Below are 24,555 nucleotides of genomic sequence, written 5' to 3' on the forward strand. Positions count from 1 at the left end.
TGGATGAGTCGCTGAGGTTCAGTGTGTTACTGCCTGACGGGCTGCACTACTCAGTTCACCGATGAACTCCCGGAACACATCCTGCTTTCCAGAAGTGCGCAGGGCGTGAATGTAGGGACTCATGACACTCGCGCGTAGAGCCACGAGGGAGCTGTCTTTTGTATAGTCATTCTTCGCATTACGGAATTCGTATCGGTTGAAGAACTTGCGGAGACCATTGTAGGGGTAATGTTTGGGGTCTAGCGTCGTATGTGACAGGAAGAATGGCTGGCTATAACTGTAATCCCGCTCGCCGAGCTCACCACTGATCGAGAAGCGGCGGTACACTTCTTCGGTAAGTTCATTCATGGACTTAATGGTGTGGCGACCCCTGGGCCTTACGGCGAATAGCACAAGGTTTGTGTCCGGAGGGTCAAGTTGATAGCGGATAAACTCAAATAGCTTGTCCCCTGACTCCAACCGCGACCAGTTCCTAAGCCACTCCCATAGTTCCTGAGCTGCAAGCACTGAGGAACGAATCAACTCTCCGTGCCCTTCGCTATCTAGTGGCATTAGTTGCATACTGAGACGGAGAGCGGAAGCGGCCGATCCAGGCCGCGACCCTTCCAAAGTGAAGGGGGAAAGTGAAGCCACTCTGGTATGTCCGTCACTCCACGGACGTCCTTCTGGTATTTCAAGATGCCGAGGAGGATTGTGCAGTAGTGCATTATGTTTTGAGACGGTAATGTATGGAGCATCCTGAGTGACAAAGTGGCGGACTCGGTCATTGCTAAATGCCACAACGCCACACGGATATCCAACGTATCCGAGCTTATGCGGGTCCACCGTTATTGATTCGACCTCGGGAAAAGCGTGCAATGCGCTGCATACGTCCGGATCGGCCCACTCGAGGCGAACCTTCCGGCGATTTACTCCGTTAGTGATGAGGACGTCTTCTGCCAGATTTCCCCTGGCGTATTCGATCATGTCATCGAGTCCGTATGCGAAGTCGCCTTCCTCAATCCCGTGGTCCCCCTGCGGGAGTGTGGCTCGAGAACGCAGATCCAGTAGGGAAGACTTGAGAGCGTGAAGATACTCATGCGGAGGAAGTTCCGGCGAGGCCTTGCGCAGGCCTGCCTCAAGCCTCCGTAGCGTGGACTTATTGGCTCGCGAATTCTCCGCAAGTTGCCGGAGTTGTTGATGCCATGCGACAACGTTACCGGGGTAATCAATTCCTAGCTCGCGGCCGATTCGAGCCAGGATCAACTGCCGTTCCTTTTCAGGGGGCAGTCGGAAGAGGGTTCTGAAGTATCCTCCCCATGCCGCATCGACATGTACCCAAAAACTGATACCTTGCCTCTCCAGCTCTCTGCGGAGTTCAATTACTTTATGAACCGGGTCTACTGAACCTTGAGCTGTGGTGCCAACTGTGGCTATCACGGCGACAGGGGCGCAGTTTTGGTCAACCCTGTCTAGAATCTTCTGCCTCAAGTCGTCCGGGTCCATACGGAAACGCTCATCTGTATTGATTGGCTCAATGTTCCCTCTCCCGATGCCAATCACGTCTGCAGCTTTCTCGACGCTGTAATGTGAGGTGCCGCTCACGAAAAGGCAAGGAGGATACTCGGCTGCCGCCCTGAAGAATCCCGAACTTGGGCCGTAGTCGCTTAGCGCCAATGCTTCCTTCGCCTGGTCCGCAGCCTCTTTGGCGTCGAGATCGTTCTTCTCCTGCATTGCCTTTACTAGCTTTGCGAGTAGGTAGATACTCTCATTCGGCTTGAGGAGAATTGTCTGCTCGGGAGACAGGTCTCTCAGATCACTGGTGGTGTCCGGTGCATGACTCGGAAGTTTCACAGAGATCGCAAGTTTCTCTTTGGCGGCTACGTCATATACAGCCAAAGGGAAATAGCGGATGACGCGGGCAATCCACAATGCCTCGATGTTGGCGGAGGTTCCTCCAGACGTCAAGTGTGCCCAACCGAAGCCGGCGCGCAGATCATTCAAGTATCTCGCCTGATCACACTCTGTTGTTGGTACTTCTGGTGGAGCTCTATATCCGAGCATTCTTAGCAACTCTGAACACACCTCAATTTCCCAGTCCGTTGTTACCGGGGCGGCTTCGGGCGTGGCATTATTGGGGTTGTACAGTTTTCCTGCGATTTCGCCAATGAGGGCGGGGATACTTACATCTGAAAGCTGGTGAGCGATGTAGCGAGGAGAGTGAAAAGGGAAGTTTCGGCGAAGGTCCGCCAGCATCTGTCGTACATGCGTTTCCAGATTGTCTAGTTCCGCTTCCAGGTCGCGCTGTGTGCTCTTGGTGAGTAGAGCTGGATCCCCGGGGAAGTAGTTGCGTCTCCAGAAGATTACGTCTCTGATGACGTCTAGAAGCAACTCTTCCAATATGTCGGCGTTTTCTGCCTTGGGGCCGAGGAAGAACGCGCTGGCTGCCCGGTTATTCATGGACTCTCCCCGTGTGGCCTGCCTATTGGTGGCGTCGCCTTCAATCCCAGGATGCACCTCTCGCTTCCAGCTCGCAGTTCGAGGAAGGAGTTACGCCTGCGGTTCAACTGGTGGTGCCGTAAGGGGCTGACGGCTGGTCGTCCACTGCCTGCATCACCGAGGAGCTTGCGGTATCCACAAGGGGGCAGGCTGACCGCCGAACGTCAGCGGTTACGGCTTCAAGCGGCGAAGCGGTTCACCCAGGATGAGGCGAGTCTCCAAGCACCTGCGGGTCAGCGTCCGGTCGGTGTAGCGGTGGCGGCGGACGTGGAACGAGGGCGGGCCGCGGGCTCTGCGGTCGCAAGAGCCGGCGTCCCCTGCCGCGCGAGAAGCCGTTCACGCAGCTGGACGCGGAGCCGACCAAGGGGCCCGGCCGCGCTCGGCTGGGAGGGCCAGTGGTGGACGCTGGCGCAGATCACACTTGACCTACACGATCCGGGGTGTGCGGAAGGCTCGCAGCGGCCCGTGGAGCCTGGCTTGCATTCGCGGGCGAAGTCGACTTCTCGTCGGTGCCCTCGCGATGTCTTTTTTGGGCCGCTTCGTGATTGTTCCTCAATGCGATGAGGTAGTGGCCCAACTCGGCTCTGTAGAGTGCCGCGTCGACCCGGAACGCCGCATCGAATCGCCTGGTTTGATGGATGGCCTCGTCGATTGGCTCGTGTCTCTGATTCCACTCACGTGCGATGACTGGTCGGATGTGATTGTGTCGGAGTAGCGCGGATCCGACCCGGCGTTCGATAGCAAAATGGAATCCGCTGTTGAAGTCCCGTTTCAGCTGAGTCTCACTGGTAGGCGCGACGATGCCGGTCGACCGGGCGGGTGAGTACGTCCTCATGGGTCGGGAGGGCGGGCGCCAGGCGAACGCGTCGCTCCAGTGGGCGATGGAATCGCTGCCTCCCGGGTCCTCACTGTAGGGATAGGTGATGCGGCGGCTCATCTCTTCGAAGAACCGACTGCGGCCCGGATGTCTGTGATCGGCAGCCCGCCGCCAATACGGAGAGGCCAGGAGGGCAGCGATCTCTACGGCCTGCGGATATACGGCAGCGAAGAGCTTGGATGTGCTGTAGTTGAGGTAGGCAAATCCTGCTTCTTCGTCGGGTGGGATGAGGATGAGTGCACGGGCTTCCCAGATCTGTCGGATGTCGGTTGCTTCTGAACGCGACGGGCTGTTCCAGATATGTCCGCAGATCATGAAGCCTGTCAGCACAGCATCGAATGTGAGTTCCCAGCCGCGTCGGCGCATGAGACGCAGGTGGCGTCGTTGGGCCTTGACGACAGCGGGGAGAAGGCTCAGATCAGCGGCGTTGCCGTTGATGTCAGGTGGGCCGATCCAGGTGCGGTGCCGCAAGCAGACGTAGCGATGATGCGGAAGGAGCCGAGTAACCACGCCGCCTGGGTACTTGGCGTCGCAGAGATGACATCCGACTTGCGGCTGGTGGCGGAACATCGCCCAGTTTGGCTGCGGATCGCGAAGTTCAGGCATGGCGCCAGCGAGGTCGTGGATGTCGCGGCCAGTGAGGGTGGCCAACTTCTCCGGAACGACAACGCGGCGCATGCCTCCGGATGCCTCTCGTTGGGTGACCTGAACCCACAGATGGCTGATGTCGAGGCCATGGATGGTGGCCAGGCGGCTGATGTAGGAGGCGGCCATCTCGTGGCGAGCGGGCGGCACGGGATCAGGCAGACGGCGCATGAGGTCAGGCACTCTGCTTCCGCCGTGAGGACCTGGCGGGAGCTGTCAGCCTTTCGGACTGCTCGGCTGCGTAGTCGATCGGAACGATGTCCAGCAGATCCTTTGTGATCTTCTCGCTGCCGTCCTCGATCGCCAGGACAGCGGCGCCTCGGATGAGCTGGGACAGACTGCCGATCATGCCGCCCGTGCGATGGAAGAGATCCTCACTCAGCTCAGTGAGGGTGTTCGGTCGGTGATTGCGCAGCCTGAGCATGGATTCGAGAGTGTGCACCAGGGCCCGCCAGGTGCCCTGATCATCGGCGGTTGCGTGGGAGAACGGGGCTGCTGGGATTACGACAAACCGTCCGGCGATCTGCCGCCCGCGAGTGCCGGCGAACAGGCCCTGGGACTCGATGTCGATGCCCGCGTAGGCGAACGTAACAGGGAGCCGTTCAGCGAAGTACTTCAGCTGGTCGGATGCTTCCGCACCGGAGCGTGTGGCCAGATTGAGGTTGTGCAGTTCGTCTACGAGCACGAGGTCGACGTGGACGTGTGCGGCTGTGGCGCAAACCCCGTCGACGATGTCGGTGAGGTTGGCCCCGACTGGGAAGGTCAGGCCAAAGAACCGGACGAATTCCTTTGCGAGCATCTTCGGTGTTGCAGCGGGCGGGACAGTCACGTAGACGACTGGGAGCCGGTTCCTATCACGGGCATGACGCTTGCGGATCGCGAGTTCATGGGCCCGCCCTAGTTGCGTCAGAGCCGTGGTCTTTCCCGTTCCTGAGGCGCCGCTGAGGATCACGCCCCGACGGGCGGAGATCTGATTTCGGTTGAGTTGGATGAGTAGACGGGACGTGGCGATGACCTTGCGGATCGTCGGGGTGTTCACCATGGGGAGGCTTGCGTGATACTCGCGATGCAGATCGTCCTGTTGAAGGCACTCTCGCTCGTCAAGGGCGGCTCGTTCGGCGGCTGACAGCAGCACGGGAGGGGCGGGCTCGTGCTCGACGAACCTGCGCCATCCCTCCTTCGTAGTCAGCGGACTATCCGGGGGAGGTTCCTTGGATCGGACGGGCCTGGTCATAGCCACCTTTCGGCTTCTGCGTGGGCATCGAATACCTCGAAGGCCACCTCGGTCTTGGGCAGATCTGCTGCTGCGAATCGTGCCGGTTCCGCTGGGGGATCCGCCTTGGCAGTAGTGCCGGGCGGAAGCCCGGAGGCCGCGGCGCGCGTACGGCCGACCACTTTGGCTGCGCGTCTGTCCGGTCCGTGATCTGCGCGAGTCAGGAGTCCGTCCAAAACGCGAGCAACAGCGGCTTCATGGGTGTTGTCCAGCCCGGTCTCAGCGGCCAGGCGGCGAGCCTGCTGCCAGGTGAAGTCAGCGAAAGGCGCTGTAACCAGCGGCAGATGAACCCAGGGGGCAGTGATCCAACCCTGTTGGGTGCGTACGAACACGTGAGAGAGGTCGTAGGGGTCGAAATGGACCTCCCAGAGTCCCCGCTTGGAGGCGTTCCCTGAGTGCTCGCGTCGCCACGGGCCGAGATCAGGACTGTCGTAGGTGCGGTAACCGATGCGGATGCCGTAGTCGTTGATCGTTCGCCAGGCCACCGGCAGCAATTCCAGATAGTCCTCGCCGCGAAGAACCAGTGGCAGGTAGCCGCTGGCCGCGACCAGGGAGGCGTACATGTCGTTCGGCGAGATCGCCCTCTTGGGGAGGAAGGGGTCTCTCAGAGCGTCGTGTGGTCGCATCTGCCAGCCAACCACCAGCCATTCGTCCAGCAGGTCCTGAAGTTCAGGAACCGTCCAGGCGGCTTGCTCCTCGACGCGGTGCCCGCGGCGCGAGACGTTCGGTCCGGTGTAGCCGACCAGGTGCTGGCAGAACAGAGTGTTGATCGCCGAAAATGTGGCCTCCACAATCGCCTTGTCCGTGGGCGTGCGGGGCCTGGCCCGCTGGACGGAGATTCCGAGGCGACTGCAGGAGCGGATGAATGTGTCCGAGATAAACACCTTTCCGCCGTCGATGACCACGCCGTCCGGCACGATCACTGGCTTCGCGGCTGCTTGAGCCATCCGGGCATCCACCTCCAGCAGACGTCTGTGCGGCATGCGCGAGGCGGCCATCCGAAGCGATTGGGACCAGCCCGGCCGCATAGGCTCCGGGACCAGCATTCGGGCCAGCAAGAGCGAGGCATCCACGGCTTTTGTGCCCACCGGCCGGAGCACAGCGGCGCAGATCGTGCGCGTGGCGACGTCGACCGCAATCGTCAGATCCGCCCGGGCCGTCAGTCCAGAGTCCAAGACCACCATCACATCCAGCGGGGTGGAGTCGATCTGCACCTGTTCCCCGGGCCGGGCAGCGAACGTCGGTGTGAACGGTCCCTGGGGCCGGTTTGCCATCTGCCGTCGGGTGACCGAAGAGCCGAAGGTGTGGCGGCCGGCGGAGAGTACGCCGATCAGCTTGTAGAAGGTGTTCTTGCTCGGCAGTGGCACCTCCCCTTCACCGTGGGTGGCCTCCACCATCTTGATCACCCGGCGGATCAGGCGGGATCGGGTCCCCGTGGAGCTGTGAGTCTCTGCTTGCAGTGCTTCCTGGATCGCAGCGACGAGACGGGCATCAGCCCTTCCGGTCACCCCTGACAGCCGCACCATGCGTTGGTCGACCAGACCCCACAAGCCCTGCTGGGCGTAGCGCGACCGTCTGCCTTGAACCGTGCGAAGACTCACCCCCAGCTCCGTGGCTTTAGCCTCGGCCCTCTGGAGCAGCGAACGCGAAGCGGGGTCGTACTCCGGCCGCGGACTCGTGCCCGGCGCAGCGTTGGGCCGCAGCCCCGTGTCGACCTCCACGACATGCTGTTCCCACTCGATGGCCGCCATGCGAACCGAGTCCGGCAGCGTCGCCAGCAGCCCGAACGGCTCCAGCGCCGGCAGTGGCTCAGTGCCAGTGACGGAGAAACCTGGGGATGCCATCAAATAGGAGGCGAGGACGACCGACTCGGCCCCGTCCTCCGACCGCAGCCGTACCGAGGTTCCGGACAGGGCCACCACTTGGTGGTCCCCGTCAGCGTACGTAATCCAGTCGCCTGGCCTCAGCACAGAGCCGTTCTCGCTGGTATTCACCGCCACACTCCGGGCGACACGAGTGAAGCAGCGTGCAGCGGGACGGAGACGTCCACCACCAGCTCATGTAGCCACAACAGGTGGAACAACACAGGCAGAACCGCGATGGGGTCTCCCACCCTGGCAGCCCCGTCCATCAACGGCCTCGGCTCGGCGAACACTCGCCGCAGGTCGGAAACGGCATCCTCTACGCGATGCCTCGGGTGGCGGTAACCGGCCAGCCACCGAACGTTCCGCATCACGATCCCGTCCGGTGCACCCACCAGCCTGAAGTGCCATCCGACCTGGTTGCAGGCCGCCTGTGTCGCCTCGAATTTCACCCAGTCCCGAGGCCGACGCCGGTCCACCGGGCGGCAGTCGACCACAACCGCCGAGCCATCCTCCCGCCTCGCGAAGTAGTCCGGAGCGTGCGAGAGGCCCTTGCCGGTATCGGAGGCCCAGAACAGCCAGAACGGCTGCGACGAGACCCCGACCACCGACGGATCGAAGTCGAGCAGCATCACGTGATCCCGCTCCAGCCAGGACTCGTACCCGATGTGCCCGCCCATCGTCGACGACCACCAAAGGCCAGGCAGGTGCCGCTGGCCCTTGTACGACTTGAAATCGCGAACCGGCACGCAGCCCTCGAACCGCACCGCCCACACGTCCGCCAGCGGACGCCGGAACTCCGACCCGCTTTGGTCGACGTAGCCGACCTCGAACCCCTCGGGCGGCGTCCCGCTCGCACCACCTGCCACCAGGTCTAACGCATGTCTCACGACCAGCTAACAGTGCCGCCGGATGCAAGGTCACGCTGACCAGTGCAAAGTCCCGTGCAACCTCGACCTGACCTGTGCAAGGTCCGCCGCTACAGGACAGGTGAGGCGTGTTCGCCGGAGGCGAACGGGAGTTGGGGAACACCGGGAGGCGCACATGCATTGAGTCGGCATAGCTCAACTTCACTGCCGGAGGGAAGATCATGGCTTCGACGTCCGTAAAGCTCACCCTGCCCGTGCTGCCGCTCGACGACGAGGTCGTGCTGCCCGGCATGGTCGTCCCCCTGGACCTGACCGACGCCGAGGTGCGCGGCGCCGTCGAGGCCGCCCAGGCCGCGGTCCGCAGCGGGAAGCCCCGGGTGCTGCTCGTACCGCGCGTCGACGGGAAGTACGCCGGCACCGGTGTGCTGGGGACCGTCGAGCAGGTGGGCCGGCTCTCCGACGGCGATCCCGGCGCGCTCATCCGCGGCATCGGCCGCGTCCGCATCGGCGCCGGGACCACCGGCCCCGGCGCCGCGCTCTGGGTCGAGGGCGAGAGCGTGGACGAGCGGCTCGCCGACCCGCTGCCCGGATCGGTCGCCGAGCTCGTCAAGGAGTACAAGGCCCTCGCCACCAGCTGGCTCCAGAAGCGCGGCGCCTGGCAGGTCGTGGACCGCGTCCAGCAGATCGAGGGGGTCTCCGCCCTCGCCGACAACTCCGGCTACTCGCCCTTCCTGACGGTGGCCCAGAAGGTCGAACTGCTGGAGACCGCCGACCCCGTCGCCCGCCTCAGGCTCGCCGTCACCTGGCTGCGCGACCACCTCGCCGAGCAGGACGTGGCCGAGTCCATCGCCAAGGACGTCCAGGACGGCGTCGACAAGCAGCAGCGCGAGTTCCTGCTGCGGCGCCAGCTGGAGGCCGTCCGCAGGGAACTGCGCGAGCTGAACGGGGAGAAGGAGGGCGAGGCCTCCGACGACTACCGGGCCCGGGTCGAGGCCGCCGACCTCCCCGAGAAGGTGCGGGAGGCCGCGCTCAAGGAGGTCGACAAGCTGGAGCGGTCCAGCGACCAGTCCCCGGAGGGCTCCTGGATCCGCACCTGGCTCGACACCGTCCTCGAACTGCCCTGGAACGAGCGCACCGAGGACGCCTACGACATCACCGGCGCCCGCGCCGTCCTCGACGCCGAACACGCCGGGCTGGACGACGTCAAGGACCGCATCACCGAGTACCTGGCCGTGCGCAAGCGCCGCTCCGACCGCGGCATGGGCGTCATCGGCGGCCGCCGCGGCGGGGCCGTCCTCGCCCTCGTCGGGCCGCCGGGCGTCGGCAAGACCTCCCTCGGCGAGTCCGTCGCGCACGCCATGGGCCGCAGGTTCGTCCGTGTCGCGCTCGGCGGCGTACGGGACGAGGCCGAGATCCGCGGCCACCGGCGCACGTACGTCGGCGCGCTGCCCGGCCGCATCGTCCGCGCCATCAAGGAGGCCGGGTCCATGAATCCGGTCGTGCTCCTCGACGAGATCGACAAGGTCGGCTCCGACTTCCGCGGGGACCCGGCCGCCGCCCTGCTGGAGGTCCTCGACCCGGCGCAGAACCACACCTTCCGCGACCACTACCTGGAGGTGGAGCTCGACCTGAGCGACGTCGTCTTCCTGGCCACCGCGAACGTGCTGGAGGCCGTCCCCGAGGCGCTCGCCGACCGGATGGAGCTCGTCCGCCTCGACGGGTACACGGAGGACGAGAAGGTCGTCATCGCCCGCGACCACCTGCTGCCGCGCCAGCTGGAGCGCGCCGGCCTCGGCGCCGACGAGGTCGTCCTGGAGGAGGACGCCCTGCGCAGGCTGGCCGGCGAGTACACCCGCGAGGCGGGCGTGCGCACCCTGGAGCGCTCCCTCGCCCGGCTCCTGCGCAAGGTTGCCGCACAGCACGAACTGGGCGAGCGCGAACTGCCGCAGCGCATCGGCGCCGACGACCTGCGGGCGCTCATCGGGCGGCCGCACCACGTGCCGGAGTCCGCGCAGGATCCGGCCGAGCGGCGCACGGCCGTCCCCGGCGTCGCCACCGGCCTCGCGGTGACCGGCGCGGGAGGCGACGTGCTCTTCGTCGAGGCCTCCCTCGCCGACCCGGAAACCGGCGCCGCGGGGCTCACCCTGACGGGCCAGCTGGGCGACGTCATGAAGGAGTCGGCGCAGATCGCGCTGAGCTTCCTGCGCTCGCACGGCGCGGAGCTGGAGCTCCCGGTCGCCGACCTGAAGGACCGGGGCGTGCACATCCACTTCCCGGCGGGCGCCGTCCCCAAGGACGGGCCGAGCGCCGGCATCACGATGACGACCGCGCTGGCCTCGCTGCTGTCGGGCCGTCAGGTCCGCACGGACGTGGCGATGACCGGCGAGGTCTCCCTCACCGGGCGGGTGCTGCCGATCGGCGGGGTCAAGCAGAAGCTGCTCGCGGCGCACCGGGCCGGCCTGACCACCGTCATCATCCCGAAGCGGAACGAGGCCGACCTGGACGACGTCCCGACCGAGGTGCTGGAGCGGCTGGAGGTGCACCCGGTGACGGACGTGCGCCAGGTGCTGGAACTGGCCCTCGCCCAGGCGCAGACGGCGGCCGTCAGCGCCGCCGCCTGAGCCCGCCTGAGCCCGCCGGAGGCCCCTCGGGGCCGGCCCGGACGCCCGCGCACGGCCCGGGACCCCGCTCCGGCGGGGCCCCGGGCCGCCGCCGCACGCTCTGCGAAATACTGGAGGTGACCGGCACAGGGGGTGCCGGACACACGAACGGGAGCGGCACGTGCACGGCAGCGAAGACCAGGAGTTCCTTGCTCTGGAGCGGGAGCTTTCCGTCTTCCTCCGGCGGGCCCGCGCCTCCTCCGGGGAGATGGCCCGCGCCCTGCACCCCGAGCTGGAGCCCGCCGCGTACGGGCTGCTCGTACGGCTGGAGGCCGCCGGCCGCCAGCGGGCCACCGACCTCGCCGCCTACTTCGGGGTCGGCAAGGCCACCATGAGCCGGCAGCTGCGCGCCCTGGAGGTGCTCGGCCTCATCGCCCGCGAGCCGGACCCCGCCGACGGCAGGGCCTTCCTCGTCGGGCTCACCGAGGAGGGCCGCCGGCGGTTCCTGCGGGTCCGCGGCGCCCGGCGCGAGCGGTACATGCGCAAGCTCGCCGACTGGGACCGCGGCGAGGTCGCCGAACTGGCCCGGCTCCTGAACCAGCTCAACCAGGGCGAGGAGTAGCGGCCCGGGGCCCGGCCCGCGGCGCTACAGCTCGGCGAAGGCCGCCGACGCGTCGTCGTGCCGCTTGCCGCGGGCGAGCGGGCGCGCCGGATCGGCCTCCAGGGCCCGCACCCGGCCGATCAGCCCCTGCGCCCCCTCCTCGCGCAGCACCGCCACGCACTGCGCCCAGTCGCCCTCCCCGAAGGTGTCCGTCCACCGGCTCGCCCCGTCGGTGAGGGCCGCCACCGCCCGGACCTCCCCGCGCGGGCTGCGCCCGGTCACCGCCCGGGCCGCCACCGCCGGATCCGCGGCCGCCGTGAAGAAGCCGCCCTCCGCGTTGCGCAGCGCGTCCGCCGACGCCCGGGTGCGCAGCGCCTCCCGCGGGAGCCGGTCCAGCCGGTCGTCGAGCACCGCCGTCACCCCGCCGTCCGGGGCCTCCAGGAGGAGGACGGAGTCCGAGAGGACGAGGTGCTCCACGTGCGCCTCGTCCCAGCGGACGACCACCACGGTCGCCTGCGGGGTGCGCACGTGAGAAAGGTCACAGGTCCCGCGGTGGGTGTCGGCCGTGTCCCGGATGGACTCCGCCAGGATCCGGGCCAGCGGCATGTCCCGCCGCGATCCGGACAGTTCGGTCAATCGGCCCCCGAGCCGGGCCGTGAACCACGGCACTCCGTGCGCGCAGCCGACGTCCCCGGGCGGCGGGGTGACCCCGTCCAGGGCGACGAGGACTCCGCCGCCCGCCGCGGGCGTCGCGGCTGATAGCCAGTCCTCGTTGGGGCGTTCCGCGTCGCCGGGGGCCGTGGCGAGGTCGATGCGCATACGGGCATTCTGCCCGCGCGGCCGCGGCCCGGGCCCGCGGCGTACGCAAAAGTCCGGACCGGGACGGGGAGGCGTGCGGCGGCCGCCGGGCCGCCTCCGCGCCCGGTGCGCGGGCGCTCCCCGGGACATGTGGGCGCGCATACTGCCAAGCCCCCATCGATCTTTCAACCACCCGCCCGCGAAACGGCCCCGGAAGCCGCCTGCCGAGTTGGTTGGCAACTCTTCCGTGATGTTCACTCGTTCGAGTGGCCGGGTGGGCGATGTGAGGCTCTCTCCCCATCACACTGCAAAGGTCTGAGGCGGTACTGAGGGGACAGGGGGCGTTTACTTGTTGACCGGCCGTTACCTCGGCCACACGAGTAGACGAGCACGAGCACACGTACAGGATTGCGAGCACCGGTGCAGAAGAAGCGGTCTCGGAAGAACGGCACCGCCACCGACGGACCCGCCCCCGCAGGACGCCGCGTCCACGTACGCAGCAGGCTGGTCGTCGGCGTCGCCGTCGCCAGTCTCACCGTCCTCGCGGCCGGAGCCCCCGCGGTGGTCACGGCGACCCGTGAGCTGAACGACTCCCAGCAGCTGGTCACCCTCGCCGAACAGACCCGGCACACCCTCACCCTCGCGCACCTCCTCGGCGACGAGCGCGACGCCGTCGTCGAGTACGTGGCCAAGGGCCGCCCCGGCGCCCCGGCCAAGACCCCCGTGCAGGAGCGCACCGCCCTCACCGACCGGCAGCTCGACGAGGTCCGGTCCGAGGCCGACGAACCCCTCGCCAAGGCCCTCGCCCGCGTCCAGGCCGTCCGCGCCGAGGCCGTCGACGGCAAGGGCAGCGCCCTCGCCGCCCACCAGGCCTACGCCGGCGTCATCGCCGAACTCCTCGCCCCGGGCGCCAAGCTCGCCGACCAGACCCCGCCGCGCGCCGAGGACGCCCTCGTCACCACCCGCCCCCTGGCCCCCCTGGGCCAGGCCGTGGAACAGGCCTCCGCCACCCGCGGACTGCTGCTCGCCGCGCTCGCCGTCCCCCGCGCCGACCAGGCCCCGAACACGGCCGTCGCCGACGAACTCTCCGCCGCCGCCCAGCGGGCGCGCGTACGCGAGCAGGCCGCGCTCGAAGACTTCACGCGCGCCTCCCGCCCCGAGGTGCGCCAGACCCTCGCCGCCACCGTCACCGGCCCCGAGGTCAAGACCGCCGACGACTACCTCAAGCGGCTCACCGAGCGGTCCACGCTCTCCGCGGCCGACCGCAAGCTCGACGCCGCCGCCGTCGGCTCCGCCCTGACCGCCCGCATCGACCGCATGCGGTCGGTGGAGGCCACCCTCGCCGGGGGGCGGGCCACCGCACTGGCCACCCTGCGCGACGACGACGTGACCCGGCTGGAGATGCTCGTCGCCGCCCTCGGCGTGCTCTTCCTCGTCACCGTCGGCGTCTCCACGGCCGTCGCCCGCTCGCTGACCCGGCCGCTGTCGGTGCTCCGGCGCGGCGCGGCCCGGCTGGCCACGCCCGAGGGCTCGGTGGAACCGGTCCGGTTCACCGGCCGCAACGACGAGTTCGCCGAGGTCGTACGCCACCTCAACGCCGTACGGGACCAGACGGTCTCCCTCCACACCAAGATCGCCGGCCTGGACGCCGACCGGAAGCGGCTCATCGGCCGCAACGACGCCCTGTCCGCGGGCCGGGACGCGCTCGAATCCGAGCTGACCGCGCTCCGCGAGGCCCTGGAGGAGCAGCGGCGCGTCATGTCGACGACGTCGGTCTCGCTGTCGCTGCGCACCCTCGGCCTCGTCGAGCGCCAGCTCGCGGTCATCGAGGAGCTGGAGGCCAAGGAGCAGGACCCGGACCGGCTGGAGACCCTCTTCAGGCTGGACCACCTGGCGACCGTGATGCGCCGCCACAACGAGAACCTGCTCGTCCTCGCCGGGCAGGAGCACGGGCAGGGCACCGGCGCACCGGTACCGCTGGTCGACGTCATGCGGGCCGCGGTCAGCGAGATCGAGCGCTACGAGCGGGTCGACCTCGCCGTGCCGCCCTCGTTCACCCAGGTCGCCGGGCACGCCGCCGATGACATCTCGCACGTGCTCGCCGAACTGCTGGAGAACGCGACGGCGTTCTCGCCGCCCGGCGCCAAGGTCAAGGTCTGCGCACGGCACCTGGAATCCGGCGACGTGGTGCTCTCCGTCGTGGACGAGGGCATCGGCGTCACCCCGGACCGGCTGGCCGCGCTCAACGCCCGCCTCGCCACCCCCGAGGCCTACGACGAGGAGCCCGAGGCGGAACACGGCCTCGGCCTGGGCCTGTACGTCGCCGGCCGCCTCGCGGCCCGGCACGGGGTCACCGCGGAGCTGCGGGCCTCGCAGCCCGGCGGCATCGAGGGCCTGGTCGCCATCCCGGCGGCCCTGCTCCCGGACGGGCCGCCGACCTCCCCGGTGCACACCTTCGCCTCCCCGGGCCTGCCGCGGTTCCAGCTCCCGGGCGTGGTCGCGGAGGCCAACGAGAACACCCTGCCGCCCCGGATCCGGCCCGCGCAGGAGCCGGCCGACGCGGACGCCGCCCCGGCTGCGGACGCGGACTTCGCCCCGGCTGCCGACCTGGCCGCGACCCCGGTCTTCGACGCGCTGGCCTCCGACACCGCGGCCTTCGGCCCGGTGGACGGCGACGCCGACGCCTTTGACGCACTGGCCGACGCCTTCGGTGCCGCCCCCGGCCCCGATGCCGGTGCGGACACCGACGCGTCGGTTGCGGACGCGGCTGCGGACGGGGCTCCGGTCCTGCATCCGGACCTGCCCGAGGCCGGTGCCGGTGACGAGGCCCCGGCCGGGTCGACCGAGCCCGCCGGCTTCGGCGGCGGCACCACCCCGGACGGGGAGCTGCTGCCTCCGGCGGAGCAGGTGTCCACCGCCCCGGCCCCCGAGGCGGCTCCTGCCCCCGAGGCGGCTCCTGCCCCGGCGGTCGCGGCCACCCCGATGACGCTGCACGAGCGCGCCGCGCGGGAGGAAAAGCCGCCCGCCGACGAGGCGTTCACCGCGCAGGCCCCGGCCGACCGGGACCCGGGCGACGAACTCCTCGCGCGGGTCGTCCCCGACGCAGAGCCGGGCGCCTTCGCGGTGCCCGACCACACCGGCCCGGCGGCCGCGGGCGCGCCGGACGGTACCGCGCAGCCGGTCGACGTACCGGAGACGAGCCCCACCCTGCCCGAGCAGGCCGCCGTACCCGCCGCACCCGACGCGGAACGGCAGCCCCCGGCCGACCGGGTCTCCACCGCGCGCGGCGACGCACCGGCCGAACCGCACGGGCACGCACCCGCCGAGACCGACTGGGTCCCCCGCCAGGGGAGCCACGCCGACCACGACGGGCCCCGGGACACCGTCACCGCCAAGGGCCTGCCCAAGCGCACCCCGCGCACCCTGGCCGGCCGGGCCTTCCCCGGCTCCACCGCGGGATTCGCGGCGGGCCCGGGCCCGGCGGCCCCCGTCCCAGCCCCGGGCGCAGGCACCACACCCCCCGCGCCGCGCCGGGTCGACGCGGAGGAACTGCGACGCCGGCTGGGCGGGTTCTACCAGGGGACGCGGGACGGTCGGCGCGTCGTCGCCGCCGAGCTCGCACAGGACACCGACCAGGGGGACACCGCACAGGAGGCACGCACATGACCGCGCCCAGTACGTACGGACTGAGCACCCAGGCCCGCAACCTGCAGTGGCTGCTCACCGACCTGGTCGAGGAGGTGCCCGGCGTCAACTCCGTCGCCGTCGTGTCCTCGGACGGGCTCCTGCTGCTGTCCTCCGACTCCGGAGGCGCGGCCGCCGGCGCCGCCCCCGGCCAGGGCCAGGGCCAGGGCCAGGCCCCGGCGCGGACCAAGGGCCCGCGCGGCGCCTCCGCCGACCTCGCCACCATCGTGTCCGGGCTCGGCAGCCTCACCACGGGCGCCGCAGCCCTGATGGAGTACGGCGAGGTCAAGCAGACCATGGTGGCGATGGAGCACGGCTCCGTCTTCGTCATGGCCATCAGCGACGGCTCGCTCCTCGGCGTGCACGCCACGCCGGACTGCGACATGGGCGTCGTCGCGTACCACATGGCCCTGTTCGTCGGCCGCGCCGGACACGTCCTCACCCCCGAAGTCCGCAGCGAGCTGCGCCAGTCCATGGAGAACACCCCGTGAGAAGCACGGCCTCCGACCGGCTGCCGATACGCGGAGCCGATCGCCGTCCCGCCCGCGTCCGCCCGTACTCGCTCACGGGCGGCCGCACCCGTTTCGCGCAGGTCCTGCACGTCGAGACCTTCGTCGCGGCCCTGGACACGCGGGTGTCCGAGCCGCAGCAGCCCGCCGCCGGCGGCGCCGCCGCCGATGCCGACGAGCGGATACCGGAGATGCCCGCCATCGTCGAGGTCTGCCGCCGCATGCGCACGATCGCCGAGATAGCGGCGCTGCTGAAGCTGCCGCTTGGCGTGGTCCGCGTCCTGGTCAGCGACCTCGCCGACCAGGGGAAGGTCCGCGTCTACGGAACCGGGCACGGCCCCGGCCGCCCCGACCGCGCACTGCTCGAAAGGGTGCTCAGTGGCCTTCGCCGTCTGTGAAACCGCCCTCGGCGACGATCCCGTCCAGCCCTGGCAGTACGACCGCTCCCGGTCCCCCGTCGCCGTCAAGGTGCTGGTGGCGGGCGGCTTCGGCGTCGGGAAGACCACCTTCGTCTCGTCCGTCTCCGAGATCGCCCCGCTGCGCACCGAGGCGGTGATGACCGAGGCCAGCATCCCCACCGACGACCTGTCGGCGACGCCGGAGAAGAACACCACCACCGTCGCGATGGACTTCGGCCGCGTCACCCTCGCCGACGACCTCGTGCTGTACGTGTACGGGACCCCCGGCCAGGAGCGGTTCTGGTTCATGTGGGACGACCTGGTCCGCGGCGCCGTCGGCGGCATCGTCATGGCCGACACGCGCCGGCTGCGCGACTGCTTCCCGGCCCTCGACTACTTCGAGAGCTGCGGGCTGCCGTACGCGGTGGCCGTCAACCACTTCGAGGACTCGCAGTCGTACGAGCCCGAGGACGTGCGCGAGGCGCTGACCATCCCGCCCCGCGTACCCGTGCTGATCATGGACGCGCGGCGCCGGGAGACGGTCGTCGAATCGCTGACGACGCTGGTCGGCCACGCCCTCGACGCCACGCCCGAGTAGCGGCCCCGCCCCACCCCCGTACCCCTGAAACGAGAACGTGAGATGCGCAAGATACTCGTCGTGGGCGCCGGCCAGTCCGGTCTCCAGCTCGCCATCGGCCTCCAGGCCAAGGGGTACGAGGTCACCCTCATGTCCAACCGGACCGCGGACGAGATCCGCACCGGGCGGATCATGTCGACGCAGGTCATGTTCGACACGGCGCTCCGGCACGAGCGCGACCTCGGCCTCAACTACTGGGAGCGGCACACCCCGCGCATCGAGGGCGTCGGCGTCTCGGTCACCGGCCCCGACGGCAGCCGCGCCGTGGACTGGCTGGGCCGGCTCAAGGCGTACGCGCAGTCGGTCGACCAGCGGGTGAAGATGGCCGGCTGGCTCGACACCTTCGTACAGCGCGGCGGCCAGCTGGTCGTCCACGGCGCGTCCGTCGCCGACCTGGACTACTTCTCCCGCGTCTACGACCTGGTGCTGGTCGCGGCGGGCAAGGGCGAGCTCGTGTCGATGTTCGGCCGGGACGCGGCACGCTCCCCGTACGGCACGCCGCAGCGCGCGCTGGCCGTCTCGTACGTGAACGGGCTCGAACCGCGCCCCGAGCACCCGGGCACCGAGGCCGTGCGCTGCAACCTGGTCCCCGGCGTCGGCGAGCTGTTCATCATGCCCGCGCTGACCACGTCGGGACGGGCCGACATCCTGTTCTGGGAGGGGCTCCCGGGCGGGCCGCTGGACGTGTTCCGCGGCGTGAACGATCCTGCCGAACACCTCAAGCTCACCCTGGCCCTGATGGAGAAGTACACGCCCTGGGAGCACGCTCGGGCGGCGAAGTGCGAGCTGACGGACGCGGGCGGCACCCTCGCCGGCCGGTACGCGCCGGTCGTCCGCAACCCGATCGGCCGGCTGCCGGGCGGCGGGGTGGTGCTCGGCGTGGCGGACGTCGTCGTCGCGAACGACCCGATCACGGGGCAGGGGTCGAACTCGGCCGCGAAGTGCGCGGCCTCCTATCTGTCGTCGATCCTGATGCACGGTGACAAGCCGTTCGACGAGGCGTGGATGAAGGCCACGTTCGACACGTACTGGTTCGCGACCGGCAAGCCGGTGACCCAGTGGACGAACGCGATGCTGGCCCCGCCGCCGGAGCACGTGCTGAACCTGATCGGGGCGGCCGGGCGGCACCAGCCGGTGGCGGACCGGTTCGCCAACGGCTTCGACAACCCGGCCGACTTCGACGCGTTCTTCTACGACGCCGAGGACGCGGCGGACTACCTCGCCGAGGTGGAGTCGTCCGCGGACTCCCCTGCGCCGGTCGGAGCCTCGGCCGACGCGTAGCCGGCATCGTCCCCGTCCCCGTCTCCGTCTCCGTCCCCGTCGTCGTCCGCTGCTGACGCGGCTGCGGCGCCGAGCAGCGGCGGCGGGCTGTAGGAGGCCAGCGGAACCCCGCCCGGATCCGGGCGGACCGCCCCGAGCAGCGGGTTCGCCGCGATGGGCGACACCTTGACGGCGGCTCCGGGACGCGGGGCCTGGACCACCATCCCGTCACCGATGTACAGGGCCACATGGGTGGCGGTGGGGAAGTACACCACCAGGTCCCCCGGCCGCAGCCGGTCCAGCGCCACCTTCGGCAGCTGCGCCCACTGCTCCTGGCTGGTGCGCGGGATCGCCCGGCCGGCATGCGCCCACGCCTGCGAGGTCAGCCCGGAGCAGTCGAAGGCCCCCGGCCCCTCCGCCCCCCACACGTACGGCTTGCCGATCTGCGCGGTGGCGTAGGCCAGGGCCGCGCTCCCGGCCTCCGACGGCGTACGCGTACGGGCCGCGGGGGCGCCCAGCCGGCCGGAGGCCAGCAGCTTCCGCTGCGCGGCGGCGGTGTCCGCGGCCTCGCGGGCCCCGACCTCGGCGAGCCGGCCCGCGGAGAGCGCGGACAGCATCCGCTCGACCTCCCGGAGGCGGAGGTCGGCCTCCTCCTTCAGCCGCTTCGTGCGGGCGGCCCCCGCCTGCTGCGCGTCCAGCGCCCTGCGGGCGGCCGTCGCGAGGTCGTCGGCCCGCCGCTCGCCGCGGGCGAGGCGGCCCAGGATGCCGGCCTGCCGGGTGCTCTCCCGTTCGGTCAGCCGGCGCTGGTCCTGGGCGGCCCGCAGATCACCGGTGAGCAGCATCCGGGCGTACGGGGACAGGCCCCGGGCCCCCTGATACTGCTCGCGGGCGATCCGCCCGGCCGCGGCCCGCTCCGCGCCGAGCGCGGCCCGCGCCCGGCTGAGCTCCGTGCCGAGCCGCCGCTCCTCCTCCTGGCGGGCCTTGAGCACGGCCTCGTTGGCGTTGTAGGCCTCGGCGGCCTCCTCGGCCTGCCGGTAGAGCCCCTGAAGCCGGGTGAGCAACCCCCCGACGGAGTCGACCACCCCCTTCCCCGGAGCCGAGGCCACCGCCCCCGCCTTCCCCGCACCTCCGGCGGCGGTCCCCTCGGCCGAGGCACTCGGGGCGGCCTCGCCGACCGCTGAGGCGGAAGCACTCGGGCCGCCCCCGGCATCGGCGGCGGCATCGGTGGCGGCAGCGGCGGAATCATCGGTGGTGACATCGGCGGTGGTCTCGTCCGCGCCACGCCGGGCGTTGCCGGCGGTCCTGCGCCCGGCTCCGGCGTCGGCGGTGGCCTTGCCCGAGGCGCTGCGGGCAGCCTGCCCCGAGTCCTCGCCGACGGCCCCGGGCTTGGCCGCGGCCGTGGCCGTGGCCCCGACACGACCGGCGGCCCCGCCTCCAGCGCCGACGGCGCCCCCGGAGACAGCGGCCGTGGCACCAGGCGTGACCTCGGGGGCCGCTCGGGGGGTGACCTCGGCGGTGGCACCGGGGGTGACCTCGGCCGTGGCACTGGCCGTGGCACTGGCCGTGGCACTGGCCGTGGCACTGGGCGTGGCCTCGGCGGTGGCACGGGGCAGCGGCTCGGCGTGGGGAGTGGGCAGCGGCCCGGCGGCGAGGAACAGGGCGGCGACACCGGCGGCGTGGAGCAGGCGGCGTGACATGGGATCACCTCCGGCCGCCGATGCTGCCACGCAAGATATGACAAACACCCTGATCCGCTGCGGCCCTGCCGCCCCGCTCACCCTCCCGGCGGTACCCGGCACCCCGAGCAGCCCACGCAGAACAAGGCGCGCCCGCACGACTCCGGCACCGGCTTCGCGGGCGGGGGAGATCGGCGCGCGAACCGGGTCAGGGATTCAGGAGGCGGGACTTGGCTGCGGAGAACTCCTCGGGGGTCAGGAGCCCCTCACGGGCAAGGGCGGCGAGCTGCGTCAGATGGGCCGTGAGGTCGGCCCCGGTCTCCGGAGCCGCCGACTCGGGCGACGGCCCCGCGACGCCGCCGCCCGCGGCGCGCGGCGGCGCGGTGGCGGCCGGTTCCGCCTCCGCCTCCGCACCCGCACCCGCCTCCACCTCCGCAGCTCCGGCGGCGCCACCGGCTTCGGCCGAGCCGCCTGCCCCGGCCCACCCGGCCGGCGGCGCCGGCGCGGCGGTCTCGGCCGGGCCGGCGGTGGGCGGTGGCGCCGCGGCTCCGGTGTCGTGCTGCGCGATCCACGCCGGCATCTGGGCCACGTCCCAGACGTAGGCTCCGCGTGCCAGGCTCCCCCGCAGCAGCGGCCGTCCCGCGGGGCGGCGTGCCGGGTGGACGACGGGGCCGACGGGGCGGATGAACATCAGGCCACCCCCAGTCGTTCCGCCGGGATCCGGACCGAGCCCGCGATCCGGCCGCCGGCCGCCCGTACGGCGATGGCGGCGTCCTCGGCCCACACGTGCTCCACCACGAGGAGGAGCGCGCAGCTGCCGCGTTCGAGCAGGTCGGCGGCTTCTTTCACGTCTTCCGGGCCGATCAGCCGGGCTGCTTCTCGGTGGGCGAGGAGGCCCTGGAGTTCGACGAACTCGTCGAACTCCGCGGCCAGCACCTCGCCGCCGGCGGTCTTGGTGGCCACCAGCCCGTCGATGAGCCGCACGTTCCCGGTCTTCCGCAATCCCAGCACCGCCTCGACCGCCGGCACCCGCAGCTGCTCCTCCGGGAAGGCGAGGACGATGAACTCCACAGGTCCCATGTACCGCCGCTCCCACTCCTGACCGATTCTGACGATTCTTCGGCACCCTATGACATAAGCGGACATGTCACCCGTTCACTTGCTACGTTTCCCGTATGACCGCTCTGACGGCTGAGGTGGCGGGGGAGCCCTTCCCGTACCTGCCCCCCGGCGTCCGTCCGCCCCGGCGCGGGGGAGCCGAGCTGGCGCTCCTCCTCGGGGCCGTCCTCATCAGCGTCCTCGGCCACCTCTACGTCGGCTTCGCCGCCACCGGCCGGCTGCCCGGGACGGCCGCCCGCTATGCGGCCGGGCTCGGCTGCGCCGCCCTCCTCGCCCACCTCGCGGTCCGCCTCCGGGCCCCGTACGCCGACCCGGTGCTGCTGCCGATCGCCTTCCTGCTCAACGGGCTCGGCCTGGTCCTCATCCAGCGCCTCGACCTGGCCGGCCCGGCCGCGCACGCTGCCGCCGGGGGCCAGTTGCGCTGGTCCGCCCTCGGCATCGCCCTGTTCGTCCTGGTCGTCGCGGCCGTGCGCGACCACCGGGTGCTGCAGCGCTACGCGTACCTGTCGGTGGCGGTGGCCCTCGTGCTGCTCCTGGTCCCGGTCTTCTTCCCGGCGGTCAACGGGGCGCACATCTGGATCCGGTTCGCGGGATTCTCGTTCCAGCCGGGGGAGTTCGCGAAGATCCTGCTGGCCGTGTTCTTCGCGGCCTATCTCGCCGCGAACCGCACCGCCCTCGCCCTGACCGGCCGCCGCCTCTTCTGGCGGCTGCGGCTCCTGCCCGGCCGGGTCCTCGGCCCGATCCTCGCGATCTGGCTGCTGAGCGTCGGCGTGCTCGTCCTGGAGCGGGACCTCGGCACCTCCCTCCTCTTCTTCGGACTGTTCGTGATCATGCTGTTCACGGCCACCGGCCGGATCGGCTGGATCGCCATCGGGCTCGCCCTGGCCGCCGTGGGCGCGTACGCCGTCGGGAGCCTCGAACCGCATGTGCACGGCCGGGTGGACGACTGGCTGAATCCTTTTGCCTCCATCGACCGCGGCGAGGGCCCCGGCCAGCTCGCGCAGTCCCTCTTCGCGTTCGGCGCCGGCGGGCTTCTCGGCGCCGGACTCGGCCACGGCCAGTCCTTCCTCATCGGCTTCGCCGCCACGTCGGACTTCATCCTCGCCACCGCCGGCGAGGAGCTCGGCCTCGTCGGCCTCACCGCGATCCTGCTGCTCTACGGGATCCTCGTCGACCGCGGCTTCCGCGCCGGGCTCGCCCTGCGCGACTCCTTCGGTCGGCTGCTGGCCACCGGGCTCGCCTCCGTCGTCGCCCTCCAGGTGTTCGGCATCGCCGGGGGAGTGACCGGCCTGATCCCGCTGACCGGAATGGCCATGCCCTTCCTCGCCCAGGGCGGCTCCTCCGTCGTCACCAACTGGATCATCGTCGCGCTGCTGGTCCGGCTCAGCGACAGCGCCCGCAGACCGCGCCCGGCCGCCGTCCCGCGCGCCGGAGCGGGGGACGGTGCCGGAGCGGGCGCTGCCGCCGGGGAGGGCGCTGCCGCCGGAGAGGGGGGCGCCCGGTGATCCGCTACATCCGCTGGTGCGCGTGGTTCTGCGCACTGCTCCTCGCCGCCCTGCTGGCCAACGTGGTCCGGGTGCAGGTCTGGGAGGCCGCGGCCTACGGGGCCAACCCGGCCAACAAGCGCACCGCCGTCGCGCGGTACGCCCAGCCGCGCGGCGACATCCTGGTCGAGGGGCGGCCGGTCACCGGATCCCGGGACAGCGGCCAACTGCTGCGCCACGAACGGACGTACGCCGAGGGCCCGCTCTACGCGCCCGTCACCGGCTTCTCCTCCCAGACGTACGGCAGCAGCCTGCTGGAGCGCGCCGAGGACCCCGTCCTCGCCGGGACCGACCCGGGCCTGTCCGTCTTCCCGCTCTGGTACGACCTGTCCCGCGGCCGCCCCGACGGCGGCGACGCCGAGACCACCGTCCGGGCGGCCGCGCAGCGGGCCGGGTACACCGCGCTGGCGGGCAAGCGAGGCGCGGTGGCCGCGCTCGAACCCGCCACCGGGCGGATCCTCGCCCTGGTCAGCAGCCCCTCGTACGACCCGGGGGTGCTCTCCGGCACGGGCCCGGCCGTCACCGCGGCCTGGGCGCGGCTGAACGCGGACCCGGCCCGGCCGATGCTCAACCGGGCGCTGCGCGAGACGTACCCGCCCGGCTCCACGTTCAAGATCGTGACGGCGGCCGCGGCCCTCGACGCGGGCGTGGTCAAGGACGTGGACGCGCCGACCGGCACCCCCGACCCCTACCCGCTGCCGGGCACCCGCACCCTGCTGCCGAACGCGGGCACGGGCACGGACTGCCGGGACGCCTCCATGGCGGAGGCGGTGCAGTACTCCTGCAACACGGTGATGGCGAAGATCGGCGTACAGGTGGGGCTGCGGGGGATGGCGGAGGCGGCCGGCCGGTTCGGGTTCAACGACGACGGCCTGCGGGTGCCGGCCTGGGTGTCCCGGTCGACGTTCGACACCGACATGAGCCCCGACCAGCTCGCCCTGTCCTCGATCGGGCAGTTCAACACCAAGGCCACCCCGCTGCAGATGGCGATGGTGGCCGCGGCCGTCGCGGGCGGCGGCGAGGTCAGGACCCCGTACCTGGTGGAGCGCACCGCCCGGGCCGACGGGAGCCAGGTCCGGCGCACCGGCCGGCGCAGCCTCGGCCGCGCCATGAACCCGGCGACGGCGCTGCGGCTCCAGCAGCTGATGGTGAAGGCGGTCGAGGACGGGACCGGGCGCAACGCGGCCATCCCGGGCGCGCAGGTCGGCGGGAAGACGGGCACCGCCCAGCACGGCGTCGGCAACGCGGGCACCCCGTACGCCTGGTTCATCGGCTGGGCCAAGGCCGCGGACGCACCGCTGCCGGGGGTCGCGGTCGCGGTGGTCGTGGAGGACGCGGCGGGCGACCGCGGGCACATCAGCGGCAACAGCGCGGCGGCCCCGATCGCCCGCGCGGTAATGGAGGCGGCCCTACACGACGACAAAACACGGACGACCGCCCCCCGCACCCCATAAGGGCCGCGGGGAACTACGCCCGCGTACCCGCACTGCCCCGCGTACCGCCCGGCGGCCGGGCGATCCGTTCAGGCGCCCCGCTACCGGGCCCCGTAAGGGGCGCGGGGAACTGCGCGATCAGCCACAGCAAACCCGCAGCCCGCGTACCCGTACCGCCCGGCGGCCGGGCGGTACGTTCCGGTGCCCCGCTACCGGGCCCCGTAAGGGGGGCGGGAACTGCGCGACCAGCCACAGCCGGCCCGCAGCCCGCGTACCCGCACTGCCCCGCGGA

The 24,555-nt window shown here is 70.6% G+C and carries 18 protein-coding genes; 9 read left to right on the top strand and 9 right to left on the bottom strand.

Translation table 11 applies throughout. From position 1 onward, the window contains the following. Window positions 1-18: 18 nt before the first annotated feature. The 5 genes from ACIQUT_RS24780 to ACIQUT_RS24800 all read right to left on the bottom strand — a co-directional run bounded on the left by ACIQUT_RS24780 (window position 19) and on the right by ACIQUT_RS24800 (window position 8,004). On the bottom strand, window positions 19-2,439 hold the full coding sequence (locus ACIQUT_RS24780) for a pyridoxal phosphate-dependent decarboxylase family protein (RefSeq protein ID WP_403565712.1): 2,421 nt from the start codon (window positions 2,437-2,439) through the stop codon (window positions 19-21). A 454-nt stretch (window positions 2,440-2,893) separates the two neighbouring features. Further along, on the bottom strand, window positions 2,894-4,171 hold the full coding sequence (locus tag ACIQUT_RS24785; protein WP_403565714.1) for a hypothetical protein: 1,278 nt from the start codon (window positions 4,169-4,171) through the stop codon (window positions 2,894-2,896). A gap of 4 nt (window positions 4,172-4,175) precedes the next feature. Then, complete coding sequence (locus tag ACIQUT_RS24790) at window positions 4,176-5,135, bottom strand: TniB family NTP-binding protein (protein WP_403565716.1); 960 nt, start codon at window positions 5,133-5,135, stop codon at window positions 4,176-4,178. Window positions 5,136-5,230: 95 nt separating this feature from the next. Next, window positions 5,231-7,267: a Mu transposase C-terminal domain-containing protein gene (locus ACIQUT_RS24795; protein ID WP_403565717.1), complete on the bottom strand. Its 2,037-nt coding sequence runs from the start codon at window positions 7,265-7,267 to the stop codon at window positions 5,231-5,233. Beyond that, window positions 7,264-8,004, bottom strand: a complete 741-nt coding sequence (locus ACIQUT_RS24800; protein WP_403565719.1) for a TnsA-like heteromeric transposase endonuclease subunit — start codon at window positions 8,002-8,004, stop codon at window positions 7,264-7,266. The genes ACIQUT_RS24795 and ACIQUT_RS24800 overlap by 4 nt, the downstream gene beginning before the upstream one ends. Window positions 8,005-8,225: 221 nt before the next feature. On the opposite strand from ACIQUT_RS24800, the gene lon reads away from it, so the two are divergent. Next, the gene (gene lon / locus ACIQUT_RS24805) at window positions 8,226-10,625 is read left to right on the top strand and encodes an endopeptidase La (protein WP_403565721.1); all 2,400 of its coding nucleotides are present in this window, start codon (window positions 8,226-8,228) and stop codon (window positions 10,623-10,625) included. A gap of 160 nt (window positions 10,626-10,785) precedes the next feature. Beyond that, window positions 10,786-11,226 carry a MarR family winged helix-turn-helix transcriptional regulator gene (locus ACIQUT_RS24810; protein ID WP_403565723.1) on the top strand — a complete coding sequence of 147 codons (441 nt, stop codon included), beginning with the start codon at window positions 10,786-10,788 and terminating at the stop codon, window positions 11,224-11,226. Window positions 11,227-11,250: 24 nt separating this feature from the next. Here the strand turns inward: ACIQUT_RS24810 and ACIQUT_RS24815 are convergent, their stop codons facing one another. Continuing rightward, window positions 11,251-12,024, bottom strand: a complete 774-nt coding sequence (locus ACIQUT_RS24815; RefSeq protein WP_403565725.1) for a hypothetical protein — start codon at window positions 12,022-12,024, stop codon at window positions 11,251-11,253. Between the two features lie 399 nt (window positions 12,025-12,423). Here ACIQUT_RS24815 and ACIQUT_RS24820 point away from each other — a divergent pair, with 399 nt between their 5' ends. From ACIQUT_RS24820 to ACIQUT_RS24840, 5 genes are read left to right on the top strand one after another with little or no spacing between them, the layout of a single operon-like run. Then, window positions 12,424-15,669 (top strand): nitrate- and nitrite sensing domain-containing protein, encoded by a 3,246-nt coding sequence (locus ACIQUT_RS24820; protein ID WP_403565726.1) that lies wholly within the window; start codon window positions 12,424-12,426, stop codon window positions 15,667-15,669. Further along, window positions 15,666-16,178 (top strand): roadblock/LC7 domain-containing protein, encoded by a 513-nt coding sequence (locus ACIQUT_RS24825; protein ID WP_403565728.1) that lies wholly within the window; start codon window positions 15,666-15,668, stop codon window positions 16,176-16,178. Before ACIQUT_RS24820 ends, ACIQUT_RS24825 begins: the two co-directional genes overlap by 4 nt. After that, a complete protein-coding gene (locus ACIQUT_RS24830) occupies window positions 16,175-16,594 on the top strand; it encodes a DUF742 domain-containing protein (protein ID WP_403565730.1) in 420 nt (139 codons plus the stop codon). Before ACIQUT_RS24825 ends, ACIQUT_RS24830 begins: the two co-directional genes overlap by 4 nt. Next, the gene (locus ACIQUT_RS24835) at window positions 16,575-17,192 is read left to right on the top strand and encodes a GTP-binding protein (protein ID WP_403565732.1); all 618 of its coding nucleotides are present in this window, start codon (window positions 16,575-16,577) and stop codon (window positions 17,190-17,192) included. Before ACIQUT_RS24830 ends, ACIQUT_RS24835 begins: the two co-directional genes overlap by 20 nt. Before the next feature lie 42 nt (window positions 17,193-17,234). After that, a complete protein-coding gene (locus tag ACIQUT_RS24840) occupies window positions 17,235-18,512 on the top strand; it encodes a styrene monooxygenase/indole monooxygenase family protein (RefSeq protein WP_403565734.1) in 1,278 nt (425 codons plus the stop codon). Here the strand turns inward: ACIQUT_RS24840 and ACIQUT_RS24845 are convergent. From ACIQUT_RS24845 to ACIQUT_RS24855, 3 genes are all read right to left on the bottom strand, one after another. Further along, on the bottom strand, window positions 18,446-20,188 hold the full coding sequence (locus ACIQUT_RS24845; RefSeq protein ID WP_403565736.1) for a C40 family peptidase: 1,743 nt from the start codon (window positions 20,186-20,188) through the stop codon (window positions 18,446-18,448). The genes ACIQUT_RS24840 and ACIQUT_RS24845 overlap by 67 nt on opposite strands. A gap of 187 nt (window positions 20,189-20,375) precedes the next feature. Then, window positions 20,376-20,858, bottom strand: a complete 483-nt coding sequence (locus tag ACIQUT_RS24850; RefSeq protein ID WP_403565738.1) for an SHOCT domain-containing protein — start codon at window positions 20,856-20,858, stop codon at window positions 20,376-20,378. Continuing rightward, window positions 20,858-21,247, bottom strand: coding sequence for a DUF6325 family protein (locus tag ACIQUT_RS24855; RefSeq protein WP_385682760.1), 390 nt, complete (start codon window positions 21,245-21,247; stop codon window positions 20,858-20,860). Before ACIQUT_RS24855 ends, ACIQUT_RS24850 begins: the two co-directional genes overlap by 1 nt. 95 nt (window positions 21,248-21,342) lie before the next feature. On the opposite strand from ACIQUT_RS24855, the gene ACIQUT_RS24860 reads away from it, so the two are divergent. Next, window positions 21,343-22,791 (top strand): FtsW/RodA/SpoVE family cell cycle protein, encoded by a 1,449-nt coding sequence (locus tag ACIQUT_RS24860; protein WP_403565740.1) that lies wholly within the window; start codon window positions 21,343-21,345, stop codon window positions 22,789-22,791. After that, window positions 22,788-24,284 (top strand): penicillin-binding transpeptidase domain-containing protein, encoded by a 1,497-nt coding sequence (locus tag ACIQUT_RS24865; RefSeq protein WP_403565741.1) that lies wholly within the window; start codon window positions 22,788-22,790, stop codon window positions 24,282-24,284. Before ACIQUT_RS24860 ends, ACIQUT_RS24865 begins: the two co-directional genes overlap by 4 nt. Window positions 24,285-24,555: the final 271 nt, after the last annotated feature.

The sequence above is a fragment of the Streptomyces sp. NPDC090445 genome (genome assembly GCF_044769385.1).
GTDB lineage: Bacteria > Actinomycetota > Actinomycetes > Streptomycetales > Streptomycetaceae > Streptomyces.

Bases quoted from the DNA above. Each gene is read 5' to 3' on its own strand.
- ACIQUT_RS24780 (WP_403565712.1), bottom strand. From the start codon at position 2,439: ATGAATAACCGGGCAGCCAGCGCGTTCTTCCTCGGCCCCAAGGCAGAA.
- ACIQUT_RS24785 (WP_403565714.1), bottom strand. From the start codon at position 4,171: ATGCGCCGTCTGCCTGATCCCGTGCCGCCCGCTCGCCACGAGATGGCC.
- lon (WP_403565721.1), top strand. From the start codon at position 8,226: ATGGCTTCGACGTCCGTAAAGCTCACCCTGCCCGTGCTGCCGCTCGAC.
- ACIQUT_RS24815 (WP_403565725.1), bottom strand. From the start codon at position 12,024: ATGCGCATCGACCTCGCCACGGCCCCCGGCGACGCGGAACGCCCCAAC.
- ACIQUT_RS24825 (WP_403565728.1), top strand. From the start codon at position 15,666: ATGACCGCGCCCAGTACGTACGGACTGAGCACCCAGGCCCGCAACCTG.
- ACIQUT_RS24840 (WP_403565734.1), top strand. From the start codon at position 17,235: ATGCGCAAGATACTCGTCGTGGGCGCCGGCCAGTCCGGTCTCCAGCTC.
- ACIQUT_RS24845 (WP_403565736.1), bottom strand. From the start codon at position 20,188: ATGTCACGCCGCCTGCTCCACGCCGCCGGTGTCGCCGCCCTGTTCCTC.
- ACIQUT_RS24850 (WP_403565738.1), bottom strand. From the start codon at position 20,858: ATGTTCATCCGCCCCGTCGGCCCCGTCGTCCACCCGGCACGCCGCCCC.
- ACIQUT_RS24855 (WP_385682760.1), bottom strand. From the start codon at position 21,247: ATGGGACCTGTGGAGTTCATCGTCCTCGCCTTCCCGGAGGAGCAGCTG.
- ACIQUT_RS24860 (WP_403565740.1), top strand. From the start codon at position 21,343: ATGACCGCTCTGACGGCTGAGGTGGCGGGGGAGCCCTTCCCGTACCTG.